The sequence below is a fragment of the Aquimarina ulvae genome, from assembly GCF_053613295.3.
The window spans coordinates 293,601-307,622 of sequence record NZ_JBSIBP030000005.1 but is presented as its reverse complement, the minus strand read 5'-3'; the positions used below and the strand labels follow the sequence as shown (position 1 = coordinate 307,622).

Sequence of the window (14,022 nt, the reverse complement as noted above, 5' to 3'; positions counted from 1 at the left end):
TATTAGTGAAGTAACCAATTAAAACTACACATTATGAAAAGAGTAATTGTTGACTACAAAAAACTGAATAAAGATATTTTGAATCTTTTAGTAGATAAATTTCCTGATGGCTACTCAGATAATGATATTATTTCCTTCAAAAACCATCATCATGACACCATTGAAGCGGTCGAGGTAAGAACAGATAATACTATTTACCTAGTTAAAATTAGTGAGCGTCTTGCTGGAGTAATGGAGGATTATGATGATGATTCTTCGGATACAGAAATCGCAACCTTTGGCTCAAAAGAAGAGGTTAGTGATGAATCAGCTTTTGATGATTGATCAGGTTTAAATCTGGATAATCAATGTTGTCTAGCACTTTCAATGACGAAAGAATAATAGTTATGAATTTTCTAGTAAATTCAACAAATGTCTTGCTGCTGCAAAAGGAGTGATCTGATGTTTTTGTGCAGCTTTAACTTGTATTGATAGTGCTTCTTTAATTTTGGGATGGTTATAAAAAGAACTTTTCAATTCTTCTTCAATGGTCTGCAAAAGCCAGAATTTATTTTGTTGAATTCTATTCTCTTCAAAATAACCATTTTCAGTGACCACTTTAATATATCGCAAAATTAGTTCCCATATTTCTGCGATACCATCATTTTTAAGTGCACTACACATTAGTACTTCCGGAGACCACTTACTTGCTGTCGATGGATAAAGATGTAATGCCTTTTTAAATTGGTTTTTAGCTTCTCGGGCACGATGAAGATTATCTCCATCCGCTTTATTCATAACAATAGCATCTGCCATTTCTATAATACCACGCTTAATGCCTTGCAATTCATCACCTGCACCTGCTAATTTTAATAATAAAAAGAAGTCAACCATTCCGTGTACGGCAGTTTCGCTTTGACCAACACCTACGGTTTCAATAATAATTACATTGTAACCCGCAGCTTCACAAAGTATAATGGATTCTCGGGTTTTTTGTGCAACACCACCCAAAGAATTCCCAGAAGGAGAAGGTCTTATAAAAGCTTGTGGAGATTTTACTAGCGACTCCATTCTTGTTTTATCACCTAAAATACTACCTTTAGAAACACTACTGGTCGGATCTACAGCTAGCACCGCTACTTTTTTGCCTTGTTGTATCAGAAGATTACCAAAAGATTCAATAAAAGTGCTTTTTCCAACGCCCGGAACGCCCGTTATTCCGATTCTGATAGAATTATTAGCGTAGGGCAGACATTTTTCAACAAGTTGTTGCGCTTTTTGACTATGCTTTTTTTGAGTACTTTCTACCAAAGTAATTCCTTGACTCAGAGCTGTAGTATTTTTTGAGACAATTCCTTCAAATATATGAAGTGCAGAAATTTCTTTTTGCTGAAGTTTTTTAAAACGATCAATCGCTTGCTGATTAGTGCCCGACGGTATTTTTGGCGATTGATCTTGATGTTTCATATCATTATTGTTTACAAGGTAACTTTATAACAAATTTATAAATTCATTTTAGGATACATTGCTAATATTTTACACAATGTAAAGAGAAGGTGGTTTACTTCAGCGTTATTGGTACGGCAATGGCAGTTTGATCCCAGGCAATATACATAATAGTAAAACTATTTGCTTCCTGAAAATAAATTGAAAATTGCTCTACAACATTAAGCAATCGTTGTACAGGAACTTCTATCGTTAAGATGTCATACTTCGGGTCACGAGATGGACTTCCATCCCTAAAATCTACCCCCCAATTATATTGATGGTCATTAAAAATAACCTTCCACGAATTTTGTCCCGGAATCGTCCATAAAGTATAGGTTCCGCTTTTCAATAACGTTCCGTCAACAAGAATATCCTGATCAGTTGTAAACGTGGTAGCTTCATTTGCTCCGGTTCTCCACACCTGATCAAACGGAACTATACCTCCAAAAATTTTTCTACCTTTTTTGGAAGGTCTATTATAGAAAATAGTGAAATTTGCTTTTTTAGTATGATGAGTAATCGTCTGTTCAGGACTGTGCTTTTTAGTGTTTGATTTTAGAATAAATACTCCGGCAAATCCAATGATTACTACTCCGAAAATAATGATAAGTAACTTTTTTAGAAGTTTTGACATATACGAATAGTTTGATATTAAAGATAACTTATTTGCTGATGAAAGTACTTATAAATGCTTACTTTTGGGCTCTTACTACTGATTTATGGTTGACAAATCCTATAAAAAATTCACGCCAGATATTGTATTTACTGATGATACTTATGTTATAATTGGCTCTGGAATTGGTGGCCTAAGTACAGCTGTTTTTTTGGCTAAAGCTGGAAAAAAGGTGGTGGTTTTGGAACAACATTATACTCCAGGCGGATTCACACATACGTTTAAAAGGCGTAAAGGTTTGGTTTGGGATGTGGGAGTTCATTATGTAGGTAATATGGATGAAAAATCAGGTTTACGAAGAATCTTTAATTACTTATCAGATAATAAACTAAAATGGGATTCTATGGGAGATCCCTATGATGTTGCCTATGTGGATGGTCGCAAATTTGAGTTTGTTTCAGGGAAAGAGAATTTTAGGAAAAAATTTTATAAATACTTTCCTAACGATACAGAAGCTATTGATGATTATCTCGAATTACTTGAAAAATCAACCAAAAAGAATTTTCTGTATTTTTTACAAAAAGCCCTTCCTGGGTTATTGCGGATGATTCTAGGTCCCATATTTAGAAGAATTCAAAAACCTATTTCCAGTAAAACAACGTATGAGGTATTAAGCAATATAACCGATAATCAAGAACTTATTGCCGTATTATGCGCTCAATGTGGAAATTATGGATTGTCTCCAAAGGAAAGTAGTTTTGCTTCTCATTGTATTGTGATTAATCATTTTATGGAAGGTGCATATTATCCAAGAGGAGGTGCCAATCGCATTCACGAAACAATTATCGATAACTTAGAATCATTAGGTGTTGATGTGTTTATAAAAGCAAACGTAGAGAAAATTGTTACAAAAGGAAGAACTGTCAAAGGGCTATTGATCAATGGTAAAGAATTTTCTTGTAAAAAAGTTATAAGTAATACCGGAGCCAAAAATACTTTTTTGCGGTTACTCGATTCATCTGCGATCAGGAAAGAGCATATGAATTTTAAGGGAGTTAGTCCATCCACTTGTCACCTCTGCTTATATGTAGGACTCAATAGGAGTGATGCTGAACTAAAGTTGCCAAAATATAATATATGGTGGTATGCAGACAAGGATACAGATCGTATTCTCAATGATAAAAATAATCTATCAAAAAAACGACTTTCATTTGCATATATATCTTTTCCATCTGCGAAAGATAGCCTTTGGTCAAAAGAGCATCCAGATCAATCGACAATCCAGTTAATAGGAAGGGCCTGGTATAAGGATTTTAGTGAATATGAAGATAAACCTTGGTTGAATAGGGGAGAAACATATGATAGAATTAAAGAACAATTTAAAGAAAAAGGATTGTCTTTATTAACAGAATTGTATCCCCAATTAGAAGGACACATCATCCATGCTGAAGTTTCTACTCCGGTTTCCACTAGAAAATTTAGTAAGTACGATCAAGGTGAAATTTATGGAGTAACACACGCACCCGAACGTTATAAAACCAGGATACTACGACCTAGAACTCATATAAAAGGATTATATCTCACTGGCCAGGATATTACCTTGGTAGGAGTAGGAGGAGCTATGGGAAGTGGCATTTTAACGGCAACAACCATTATAAAATGGAATATGAGCAAACAGTTCAAAGAGATCGCAGCTAAGTACTAAGTAGTCTTAGGTAATGTTTGGATAATTTTTAATAAGATAAGCAAAACTCACCTTTTATTTTAGCAATCTGCTTTAGCATCAGCAAACGTTCTTTTAGCAATCGTTCCCGAACATATTTAGGAGTCTTATTAGAGTTGATAATTTGGTCAATAGTTTCTAAAGCTTCATCGATAATAGGTATATGTGTTATCGTATATGTATTAAACTTATTTATAGTTTTTATTAAAAAGGGTTCCATAAAGAAGATTTTATTAGTTTGAACTTTTTTGATGTGTAATTTATAGGAACTACTTTATAAAAAATGAAAAGTATTTTTTATAAACTTGGCGTTTACCTACTTCCTACAATGAATTTATCTGAATATGGAGCTTTTTATTTTCATAATAGAGATAGCGATCATACTACGTTCTCTCTTTAATTTTTCTGAAATTAATTCAGATATTAATTGAGACTGTAATACGTGGTCTATTTTGTATATTTTTTTCTCCATATAAGCAACATTACTGTTATGATAGTTTTGGGTAGTAAAAATTTGCATACTTTTTTTAAAGTTTAGTTCTACTATATACGATAGAAATGATGCAACGGTTTTCTAATATTTTATTTTTTTTCAAATTTAATATTAGAAAAATAGAGGTTATTCTTGGTACTATCGAAGTCTTCTTTAACAAGGATGCTGTTTTGGTGTATAGCTATCTTCGTTTAAACGTTTGATAAACAAGATCTTTTGATGTTTTTGATGTTTTTATCTTTAATTTTGCAACAGACGTATGCTAAATCTCGTCTTTAGAAGAGAATAACAATTAGAAAAGTTTTAAAGAAGTAATTACTAACCAATAAAATTTGTAAAAGGTTTGTTACAGAGCGAGCTAATAGAAAAATGTAGGGCAAACGATCGCAAAGCACAGATGCAGCTATATAATAAATACTGTGATGGTATGTATTATGTTGCTTTACGATTCCTTAAGGACCCTTTTGAGGCAGAAGAAGCGATGCAAGAATCTTTTATTAAAGCCTTTCTGAAATTACATCAGTTTACCGGAGATGTAACTTTTGGAGCTTGGCTAAAACGCATAGTGATTAATAAGAGTATCGATATGCTTAAAGCGAAAAAAATGAATATGGTTGCGATAAATGAACAGGTAATGGCTACAGTTGAAGAACATGATGACTGGTCAGTATCAGATTCTACTACCGTTGACGAGGTGAAGAGTGCGATAGAAAGATTACCTGAAAAATATAAATACGCTGTCATGCTATTTTTGATAGAAGGATACGATCACAAAGAGGTTAGCGAGATATTGGATATTACTCCGGTGGCATCTAGAACTTTAGTGCATCGTGGAAAGAAACAGCTTCAGGATCAATTAAAACATTTAAGAGATGGGACAGGATATTAGAGAGTTGTTAAAACAGGATACCAGAATTCCTGCAGAGCGTTTGACAGAAGGTCACGAGGGGCGTTTTATGGCTAGGTTGGAAGAAGAACTTCCTAAAAAAGCTAGAAAATTCAACTATGGTTGGTTAAGGATTGCCGCCAGTGTTGTGATAATTTTATCGGTTTCGATGTTCGCTTTTAATGAGTTTGGAAACAAAAGTATAAAAGGGACTGAAATCGTTGACGTAAATACGCAGGATTCGAAAAACGCTACTGTTGTATTAACCAAGCAAACATCTCCTCTTGCAGAAATGTTTCCGGAATATGAAGAAGCAGAAAATTATCTATTGACAGGTATAAAATTTCAATTATCCCAAATAACAGTAGATGATTCTAATAGAGAGTTGGTAGAGAGTTTTATGAAACGATTGGGGGATCTGAATAAGGAATATCAGGACCTTAATAAAGAATTAATAGAAGTAGGGCCTAATGTGCAAAGTGCTGAGGCAATGATCGAAAATTTAACCCTTAGACTTTCTCTTCTAAACAGACTAAAAGACAAACTAAAAGAATTAGAACAAATTGAAAATGAAAACTACATCGATATACAAGTTTAATGCTCTTACGCTTAGTCTGATATGTTGTGCTGGGCTATTCGCTCAAAACAGACAATCAAAATTAATTGAAAAGTTTGTTGTAAATAATGACGTTAAGGTTAACCTTAACACAAGTCATACTCAAGTTGTATTCGAAACCTGGAATAAAAACTCTGTAGAGATCGAAGCGTATATAGAAGGTGATGATATTACAGAAGAGAATAAAGAACGTTTGTTACAGAATTGGCAGATCGAAGCGTTAGGTAATAGCCGTGAAATCACTATAAATTCTATCACAGGAAATTTTTGGTCTGGAAATGTAACAGCTTCCAATGTTAAGAATTCAGATTTACCTGAGTTTAGAAGATTACAACCAATGATTTCTAGTATGTTACGACCAATTTTAGAAAACATAGAAAATAATCCTATGCCAAGTGCACTTTCTGAAAACTTAGCTAGTATGAATTTTGATGCTAATAAGTTTAAGGAAAATGAAGAGAAGTATATCCAACAGTGGGGAGATCAGATAAAAGAAAAGTTTGGAGATAATTATGAAAGTGTCGTAAAAAACTGGACCAAAGAATTAAGTAAGAATGCTGCGCAAATACAGTCGAATGATATCATTAATTCCAACAATTGGGGAGGAGAGGAGTTTGCCAGAAGAATGCAAGCGTGGGCATCTCAATTTTCTGGTGATTTGGAAATTACACAAACTAATGGGAACAATGTAACCGTTTATAGGTATAGTTCCAGAATAAATAATTCTGGCGCTATAGATAGGATTGTTAAAGTAAAACTACCAAAGAGTGCACTACTTAAATTGAATATCAGACATGGTGATATTCAATTAGCAGAAAAAACTATTAATATGATTGCTTCTTTATCTCATACAAGCCTAGAGGCTGATGTAATAGATGGAGACCGTACATTTATAAGAGCTTCCTACTCACCTATAATGATCAAACAATGGAATAATGGAAGATTGGCCGTTAATTACGTGAAAAACTGTAGAATTCAAAAAGCTAAAAACCTTCGAATCAATTCAGATTCTAGTAATATTTTTATTCAGGAATTAGAAGAGAATGGAGCTATATCCGGTAGTTTTGGAGCAATTACGATAGCTAATTTATCCGATTCATTTGCAACCCTGGATTTAGCAGTAGAGAACAGTGATTTTAAGTTAAAACTACCAGAAACAGCTTTTAATATTGCTTACAGTGGAGTACAGAGTAGAATTTCTATACCGAAAACTATAGAGGCGAATGCCCGAAGAAATTTTGGAAATGTATTTGTAAACGGATTTAACAAAACTCGAGATACCGATAAAGTTATCACAATCAATGCTAAGTATAGTGATATTATATTACAGTAACTTTATAATGTGTTAATTATAAAAAGTCTTGCTAATGATATAGTAAGACTTTTTTATGGACCTATTTTACCTATAAAAACCTTTTTAACCCGGATTATACATTGGAACTTCGTAATGAAGCTTTGAGGCCCACAGATGTAATAGGTTTTCTAATGCATACTGCGGGTTTAATGTAAATATTAGCCTACATTTTAAATTCTTACATAATACTTTTCGCGTTTTATTCAGAATAACAAAACTTAAACGTAAAAGTTTAAATCTCCATTTTGTCACTCCTTTTTTGTACTGCATTTATAGATGAAAATACAAATCATATTCCTTTAAATAGCTTATGAAAAAATTATTACTAATTTTCTCTTTAACATATATTACAGTTTATTTGGAAATAATGAGAATGACGAAAACCTTCTTGCCAGACGTAATGTAAACACTATAATATAACTACAGCAAATTATGAATAAAATCAAATTATTTGCGTTGAAAACAAGTAAGAATATTATTTATAAAACCAAATAAGGAGTCTTTGATCTTAGCCAACTTCCGGCTGATAAATACCTTTCAATTGATAAGAAAGGATAAAAAGTAATTGTTCATAAATTAATCAATCCAACGTTGTTGATCAAATAAATAGAAATCAATAAAAGTAGATATGAGGTAAGCAATCAAAACGATAAATGTTAATTTTCTTCGCATATTTCACGAATTCTTAATGATCTTTAAAAAGATCATGATTGTCCAAATTGTAATTTTTTGGTTTGTTTGTCTATTATATGTGCTTTTTGTCTATGTTCCTACAGGTTTTTTATATTTAAAAGACTTATAATCAGTTAATTAAAAGTAAAAAAAATAGAAATTGACTTTTTTGTGTCATTGGTCGAAAATCGAAAACGTTTGATCTAAAAAGAAGCTACATTTTTCGGGAAACGATAATTTTACGATATTATTGTAAGGTAATCACGTAAAAAGTTTACAATTTAAAAACAAAGATAATGAGAACTTTAGCATTTATTTTCGGTATACTTTTTTTCACGAATGTGAATGCCCGGATTGAAGATGATAACTTGCAAATTGCAAGAGAGGGATTTGTTGTGGTAGTTGTTGATTTTAAAGATGGAGATGAGATCAAGCTATTCGAGGTAGAAACCGGAGCTCATATACTTTCTAAAACAAGAGGGCAGATCGATCTAAGTCAATTGCCTACAGGAAAATATTTATTGGAAAACAATGAAGGTAAGTCTGTGGTAATAGAAAAAACAGATGATGATATTCTTATCGAAGAAGAGTTAGGAGCAGAGTATGTTGTGGAGAGTGATAGCGAGTCAATGTCTATCAGTGATATGACCGTAGAGCAAGAATTAGAAGAGTATTATTTATCTTCAGAAGTTAATCCATTGGAAATTACTAGAGATGGCGATCTAATTACAGTCGTTGATTTTGAATATGGAGACAAGATCAAGCTTTTTGAAATGATTGGAAAAATTCACGTGTTATCAAAAACAACAAAAGTAGTTGATCTTACACAACTGGCGGCAGGAAAGTATATTTTGGAAAATGATAGAGGACAAGCTGTTGTTATTGAGAAGCTTCATGTAGATATGCAGTATGAAGATACAGTAGCTTATAACTAAAATATTCTTATTATTATAAAATAAATAGCATTTGAATAAAGACCTATCGTTTCTGATAGGTCTTTGTAGTTTATATAAACAGGATTTACTTATCTAAATTCCTGGTCATAGTAAAACCTGTGAATAACCCTACACCGGCCATTAAGAAAATAGTCCCTGGATATGCTACTTCTTGCTCAACTCCTAGTGTATAGTGTAGTATTCCAGCGATAAAGATGCCTAAACCAATGCCCATTAATAGCAAGGAAAAGTTAAGAATAAAAACTTTCCAAATAGGAGTTACTCTTTTCGCTTTACTGCTATAAAAGATAGAAGCATCGGCTCCTTTTTCGATAAGAGCCATTCGCTCCTTGTTTCTGGCAGTAAAAAATAAATAAAAAATACCGAAGATACATCCAAATATAGATAGTGGTATTAGTGCTTCAATAAAACTCATAATTTTTAGATTTAAAGGTTTAACTGTTCGTTTTTAACTATGACGGCATATATCAAATCTTAGTTACAAAAAATGTAAAAAAAAATATTTTGTATCTTTTTAGTAGTAAGATGTAACCGAACACAAAGAAGTATCGTCTTATGTGTAAATGAACCATCAATCAGATCAATATTATATCAAACAAGTGTTAGAAGGCGATACAAATGCTTTTTCTACACTGGTACAGCGTTACCAAGGTATTGTATATACAGTGGCCTATAGGATGATAAAGAATAAAGAAGAGGCAGAAGAAGTATCTCAGGATACTTTTGTGAAAGCGTATAAGTCTTTGGTAAATTATAGAGGAGAAGCAAAATTTTCTACTTGGTTATATACTATTGCATATCGCAAAAGTTTAGATAGGATCAAAAAAAATAAGCGGTTTATAGCCACGGAACTTATAGAGGAAATTAGCGAAGGAGAAGCAGGTATAATTAATGATGCATTGAGCTATTTACAGGATAAAGAGAGAAAGCAGGTGATATCAGATAGTATTCTTAAATTACCAGAAGAAGAGGCTGCAATTGTAACCTTGTATTATTTTGAAGAGAAAAGCGTAAAAGAGATCAAAGAGATCATAGGCTTGACAGAAGATAATATCAAAATAAAGCTGTATCGAAGCAGAAAAAAACTATATTCGATACTAAAGTTTCACGTTTCACCAGAAATAAATACTAATAATGGAAGAGAAATATAAGGACATAGAGAAATTAGTAAAAGAAGCAGGTATCGAAAAACCTCCTTTGCATTTTTTGCAAAATATAATGAGTGAAATCGCAGCTGTATCCGCCGATAAACTCCCAATGTATCAGCCATTAATTTCAAAAAAAGCTTGGGTAATCATAAGCATCTCAGTTGTCTTCGTTTTGATTTCTTTACCTTTTCTCTCCGAAGGAACGTCAATCTTGGATACATTGAATTTTTCAATTTTGAGCTTGGATCATTTTCAAAATCCATTTTCTGATTTTAAATTCCATGATACTACAATGTATGGGATTATATTTCTGGCTGTTTTATTTTTGGTTCAAATAACCATAATCAAAAGGAGAATAGATAAAATTTACGCTGTCTAAACTACCTGTATATTATGAGCATAACTCCAATAAATGTTTTTTAAACTCCAATACATTCTCTATTTTACATAGCTGTAGTAGCATATATAATATGAAACGTAAAACATGTATAATTGGGGCGGGACCAAGCGGTATTACTGCGCTTAAAAATCTGAAAGACAAAAACCTGAAAGTTGTTGTGTACGATCGTAATCAGGAAGTAAGTGGTAACTGGATCTATTCTGAAAAAAGTAGCCATTCTAGTGTGTTCGAGACTACACATATTATTAGTTCTAAGACGCTATCTCAATGCGAAGATTTTACATTTGATGATTTTGATGTTACCGTAGCTGATTATCCATTCCATGATGAGCTAAGAAGATATTTTCAGGCATATGCAAAACACTTCGAACTATACCCTTATATACAATTTGGATCTGTTGTAACGCATTGCAAACGAATTAATCGTAGAGAATGGCATATCAGTATCATACAAAACAGGAAAGAGGTAAAAGAGATATTTACAGATCTGGTTGTGTGTAATGAGCATCATTCTGTTCCTAGAATTCCTGAGTATCCTGGTCATTTTTCAGGAGGGTTTATACATTCTCATATGTATAAAAAAGCAGCCCTTTTTGCAGATAAAAAAGTGTTGGTAATCGGTGGTGGGAATTCTGCTTGTGATGTTACTGTAGAAACTAGTCGAGTGAGTAAGAAAACAGCAATAAGTTGGCGAAGAGGTTACAGAATTATCCCAAAATTCTTTTTTGGCTTGCCATCAGATATTATTGGGGCACGACCGGCTTGGCTCCTATTAGAGTCCGTAGTTGGTTTAATGATAAACTGCTCCGTATGATGTTAGGCAAAAATAAATTATATGGACTACAAGAGGTTAAGACAAAGTTTGGCGAAACACATCCTACCATTAATGATGAGCTTCTTTATAAAGTAAGACACGGAAAAGTATACCCCAAAGTAGATATCGAAAAACTTGATGGTAAGATGGTTTATTTAAAGATGGGACAAAAAAAGAATTTGATGTGATTATTGCTTGTACAGGATATATTTTAAAGCATGATTTCTTTGATCCTTCATTTATGGATTATAGTAATGGACCGGTACCTCTTTATTTTAAGATGTTTCACCAAGAGTTTCGTAATCTATTTTTGGTAGGAATGTTTCAGCCTTTAGGTTGTATCTGGCCCGGATCAGAGTTACATAGTAAATTATTGGCAAATTACTTAACCGGTAATTGGAAAATACCCACTACTGTTAAAAAACTTTGTGAAAAAGAAATTACACATCCCCATTACAACCAGATTAATACACCAAGACACAAGATAGCAGTAGATTCTGATAAGTTTAGAAAAACATTGCTAAAGCAATTACCAAAAAATTGGATTTCTAAAAAACATTTTAAAATTTCAAAAAACGCCCAATGATAGATTTCTCATTCTCTAAATTTATAGAAAGTTTATCTCACGACTTTATTCCGGTGGTTGATGCTGAGTTTTCGAAAGAAGATTACACGTTTATTGATTTATCATTAGACAATAAAAGATTGGAAACTATTGATGTATCTTCGTCTAAAGCTTTCGAAACGTATATAAACCATTATATAATTACCAATAAGGCAAAGGTAGCTTATGGAGGTTATAATGAAACTCGCGGCATTTATAGAAGAAGCACACATTTTAATAAACAGAATCCAGAATCCGAACGTAATATCCACTTGGGATTAGATGTGTGGTGTGATGCCGGAACCGACGTATTAGTTCCGTTAGAAGGAACAGTTCATAGTTTTAAAAATAACAACAACTTTGGCGACTATGGTCCAACTATAATTCTTCAGCATCTAGTTCAGGATGTGTTTTTTTATACCTTGTATGGTCATTTAAGTTTAAAATCTATTCAAGAATTGAGGGTTGGGCAATATTTCTCTAGGGGAGATGTATTGGCAACATTAGGAAGAGCTTCTGTAAATGGGGATTATGCGCCACATTTGCATTTTCAAATCATAAAAGATATGCAAGGGAGTACAGGGGATTATCCTGGGGTGTCTAATAAAAAAGAACTAAGTTTCTATCTTCATAATTGTCCTAATCCTAATCTTTTATTAAAAATATAGTATCCTATTATTTTTTAAATCAAATAATTTTCCATGCCCTGATCTATGTTTTTGTCGAGGAAATATGATATATAAAACCAATTTTTATGTTCGTTACCGATAAAATCTGTTTTTTCATCAGATTTTTTTCTATTTATTTTTTTAAAACATTGATTTACAATCAATTAAATGTTTTATTGACGTACTTTTAGTAGTTCGACGAAAAATTTGGCGATTTTATCTAAAAGTCTGATTATTAATTGGTGGCAAAGGTAATTTACTCTATACTTGTAAGGTAAAGCCGTAATACTTTAACTTCAAAGCCCCCAAAATTATGAAAGTTACAGCACTAGTATGTAGTTTATTTTTATCTCTTTCAATTTTCGCTAATAACGATGATGAGCTTTCGGTTTATCAAGATGGTCTTATTGTGGAAGTAGCTGATTTTGAAGACGGAGATGAATTAAAATTATTTGAACTTGAAACTGGTGTTCACATACTATCCAAGTCCTATTCACGTGTAGATTTAAGTCAATTACCTTTAGGATCATACTTATTAGAAAATAATAAAGGAGCTTCTATAGTTATTGATCGTTTAGAAGAAGAGCTAATAATCGATGATGCTGCTATTGCACAAGAAAAAGAGTTTGTTATTGATGAGACTGATGACATAGTTTTGGAGAATAATGAAGAAGTACATACGGAAGAAGTACCCGCGGAAGAGTATATCACTCCTAAAGATAATCAATTAGCTATTCAGAGAGAAGGCAGTATTGTCGTGGTGTTAGATTTTGAAGAAGGAGATAAACTAAAGTTATTTGAAGTAAAGGACACGGTACACGTTTTGTCAAAAACAACAAATGTTATTGACTTAGCTCAATTACCTGTTGGTGTATATCTTCTTGAGAACAATAGAGGTGATTCTGTAATCGTTGAAAAGTATACAGAGTCTCAAAACAGTGTAACTGATTTATAGTATTATATTGAATCAAAGGGGAATAGAAAGTAAAGCGAGCTCAGTTTGAGCTCGCTTTACTTTTATCTATAGGTCATTCGTTGATAATTTCCATTAACACGTATTCATTTTCAGATCCGTGAGTAAATATACCTGTCAGCTGTTCTTGATTATTAATTTTATGCGATAACTCGGAGCATAGATTTTGACAATCAATAGATATTGAAGAGTTGATTAAAGAATAGTTGTTTTCCTGATCTACTGTTATCCAATTTTCAAAACTGTCGGGAATGATGTTTCTGGTTAATCTAATTTTAAAGGTTGTATTAGGTGAAATCTGGATTTTTGCTAATGTTTTAATTAATGTTATTTCATATGGAGGGATGTCTGCTATTGATAAGTTGTTGGGTTTTAGTTTAACTACAATATCTTGTATAAAGCCATTTTCAAATTCAAAACCGTTGATTCCTCCATATAGGGCTCTATAGTCTTCAGTACCGGTGTCATTAGCTATTTGGTATTGTATTGCTGTAGTATAATCTAAAAATATCACTGTATTTTGATAGTGATTAATTCTCCACGACTCAATTCGGGAGTTATCATCATCACTACAAGAATTTAAAATGAGTGATACAACGAGTAAGAAAAATACTTTTTTCATGGTGTTTTTAGTA

At 32.6% G+C, this 14,022-nt stretch carries 19 protein-coding genes; 13 read left to right on the top strand and 6 right to left on the bottom strand.

Features of this window, described 5'->3' with window-relative positions:
* The first annotated feature begins 33 nt into the window (after nucleotides 1-33).
* A complete protein-coding gene (locus tag ACWGOQ_RS13425; protein WP_452058663.1) occupies nucleotides 34-324 on the top strand; it encodes a hypothetical protein in 291 nt (96 codons plus the stop codon).
* 60 nt (nucleotides 325-384) lie between these two features.
* Here ACWGOQ_RS13425 and meaB read toward each other — a convergent pair whose 3' ends face one another.
* Together meaB and ACWGOQ_RS13415 are read right to left on the bottom strand one after the other, a co-directional pair.
* Nucleotides 385-1,446, bottom strand: a complete 1,062-nt coding sequence (gene meaB / locus ACWGOQ_RS13420) for a methylmalonyl Co-A mutase-associated GTPase MeaB (RefSeq protein ID WP_452058662.1) — start codon at nucleotides 1,444-1,446, stop codon at nucleotides 385-387.
* A gap of 94 nt (nucleotides 1,447-1,540) precedes the next feature.
* Entirely contained in the window at nucleotides 1,541-2,101 is a 561-nt protein-coding gene (locus tag ACWGOQ_RS13415; protein WP_452058661.1) for a DUF2911 domain-containing protein, read from the bottom strand.
* An 85-nt stretch (nucleotides 2,102-2,186) separates the two neighbouring features.
* Here ACWGOQ_RS13415 and ACWGOQ_RS13410 point away from each other — a divergent pair, with 85 nt between their 5' ends.
* Nucleotides 2,187-3,785, top strand: coding sequence for a phytoene desaturase family protein (locus tag ACWGOQ_RS13410; protein WP_452058660.1), 1,599 nt, complete (start codon nucleotides 2,187-2,189; stop codon nucleotides 3,783-3,785).
* Nucleotides 3,786-3,813: 28 nt separating this feature from the next.
* Here ACWGOQ_RS13410 and ACWGOQ_RS13405 read toward each other — a convergent pair whose 3' ends face one another.
* Together ACWGOQ_RS13405 and ACWGOQ_RS13400 are read right to left on the bottom strand one after the other, a co-directional pair.
* Nucleotides 3,814-4,023 (bottom strand): hypothetical protein, encoded by a 210-nt coding sequence (locus tag ACWGOQ_RS13405; RefSeq protein ID WP_452058659.1) that lies wholly within the window; start codon nucleotides 4,021-4,023, stop codon nucleotides 3,814-3,816.
* Between the two features lie 114 nt (nucleotides 4,024-4,137).
* Complete coding sequence (locus tag ACWGOQ_RS13400) at nucleotides 4,138-4,323, bottom strand: hypothetical protein (RefSeq protein WP_452058658.1); 186 nt, start codon at nucleotides 4,321-4,323, stop codon at nucleotides 4,138-4,140.
* A gap of 370 nt (nucleotides 4,324-4,693) precedes the next feature.
* On the opposite strand from ACWGOQ_RS13400, the gene ACWGOQ_RS13395 reads away from it, so the two are divergent.
* The 4 genes from ACWGOQ_RS13395 to ACWGOQ_RS13380 all read left to right on the top strand — a co-directional run bounded on the left by ACWGOQ_RS13395 (nucleotide 4,694) and on the right by ACWGOQ_RS13380 (nucleotide 8,759).
* Nucleotides 4,694-5,185, top strand: coding sequence for an RNA polymerase sigma factor (locus tag ACWGOQ_RS13395; protein ID WP_452058657.1), 492 nt, complete (start codon nucleotides 4,694-4,696; stop codon nucleotides 5,183-5,185).
* Complete coding sequence (locus ACWGOQ_RS13390) at nucleotides 5,169-5,780, top strand: hypothetical protein (protein WP_452058656.1); 612 nt, start codon at nucleotides 5,169-5,171, stop codon at nucleotides 5,778-5,780. The genes ACWGOQ_RS13395 and ACWGOQ_RS13390 overlap by 17 nt, the downstream gene beginning before the upstream one ends.
* Nucleotides 5,752-7,131 (top strand): hypothetical protein, encoded by a 1,380-nt coding sequence (locus ACWGOQ_RS13385; RefSeq protein WP_452058655.1) that lies wholly within the window; start codon nucleotides 5,752-5,754, stop codon nucleotides 7,129-7,131. Before ACWGOQ_RS13390 ends, ACWGOQ_RS13385 begins: the two co-directional genes overlap by 29 nt.
* A gap of 989 nt (nucleotides 7,132-8,120) precedes the next feature.
* Entirely contained in the window at nucleotides 8,121-8,759 is a 639-nt protein-coding gene (locus ACWGOQ_RS13380; protein WP_452058654.1) for a hypothetical protein, read from the top strand.
* 85 nt (nucleotides 8,760-8,844) lie between these two features.
* Here the strand turns inward: ACWGOQ_RS13380 and ACWGOQ_RS13375 are convergent, their stop codons facing one another.
* Complete coding sequence (locus ACWGOQ_RS13375) at nucleotides 8,845-9,195, bottom strand: DUF6249 domain-containing protein (RefSeq protein WP_452058653.1); 351 nt, start codon at nucleotides 9,193-9,195, stop codon at nucleotides 8,845-8,847.
* A gap of 148 nt (nucleotides 9,196-9,343) precedes the next feature.
* Here ACWGOQ_RS13375 and ACWGOQ_RS13370 point away from each other — a divergent pair, with 148 nt between their 5' ends.
* The 7 genes from ACWGOQ_RS13370 (at nucleotide 9,344) to ACWGOQ_RS13340 (ending at nucleotide 13,369) form a co-directional block, all read left to right on the top strand.
* A complete protein-coding gene (locus ACWGOQ_RS13370; RefSeq protein WP_452058652.1) occupies nucleotides 9,344-9,931 on the top strand; it encodes an RNA polymerase sigma factor in 588 nt (195 codons plus the stop codon).
* Nucleotides 9,915-10,307: a hypothetical protein gene (locus ACWGOQ_RS13365; RefSeq protein ID WP_452058651.1), complete on the top strand. Its 393-nt coding sequence runs from the start codon at nucleotides 9,915-9,917 to the stop codon at nucleotides 10,305-10,307. The genes ACWGOQ_RS13370 and ACWGOQ_RS13365 overlap by 17 nt, the downstream gene beginning before the upstream one ends.
* A 91-nt stretch (nucleotides 10,308-10,398) precedes the next feature.
* Nucleotides 10,399-11,142 carry a flavin-containing monooxygenase gene (locus tag ACWGOQ_RS13360; RefSeq protein ID WP_452058650.1) on the top strand — a complete coding sequence of 248 codons (744 nt, stop codon included), beginning with the start codon at nucleotides 10,399-10,401 and terminating at the stop codon, nucleotides 11,140-11,142.
* Nucleotides 11,139-11,330 carry a hypothetical protein gene (locus tag ACWGOQ_RS13355; protein WP_452058649.1) on the top strand — a complete coding sequence of 64 codons (192 nt, stop codon included), beginning with the start codon at nucleotides 11,139-11,141 and terminating at the stop codon, nucleotides 11,328-11,330. Before ACWGOQ_RS13360 ends, ACWGOQ_RS13355 begins: the two co-directional genes overlap by 4 nt.
* Nucleotides 11,327-11,728 carry a hypothetical protein gene (locus ACWGOQ_RS13350; protein WP_452058648.1) on the top strand — a complete coding sequence of 134 codons (402 nt, stop codon included), beginning with the start codon at nucleotides 11,327-11,329 and terminating at the stop codon, nucleotides 11,726-11,728. The genes ACWGOQ_RS13355 and ACWGOQ_RS13350 overlap by 4 nt, the downstream gene beginning before the upstream one ends.
* Nucleotides 11,725-12,414, top strand: a complete 690-nt coding sequence (locus ACWGOQ_RS13345) for a peptidoglycan DD-metalloendopeptidase family protein (RefSeq protein ID WP_452058647.1) — start codon at nucleotides 11,725-11,727, stop codon at nucleotides 12,412-12,414. Before ACWGOQ_RS13350 ends, ACWGOQ_RS13345 begins: the two co-directional genes overlap by 4 nt.
* Nucleotides 12,415-12,727: 313 nt before the next feature.
* Nucleotides 12,728-13,369, top strand: a complete 642-nt coding sequence (locus ACWGOQ_RS13340) for a hypothetical protein (RefSeq protein WP_452058646.1) — start codon at nucleotides 12,728-12,730, stop codon at nucleotides 13,367-13,369.
* 73 nt (nucleotides 13,370-13,442) lie between these two features.
* On the opposite strand, the gene ACWGOQ_RS13335 is transcribed toward ACWGOQ_RS13340, so the two are convergent.
* The gene (locus tag ACWGOQ_RS13335) at nucleotides 13,443-14,009 is read right to left on the bottom strand and encodes a DUF4377 domain-containing protein (RefSeq protein ID WP_452058645.1); all 567 of its coding nucleotides are present in this window, start codon (nucleotides 14,007-14,009) and stop codon (nucleotides 13,443-13,445) included.
* Nucleotides 14,010-14,022: the final 13 nt, after the last annotated feature.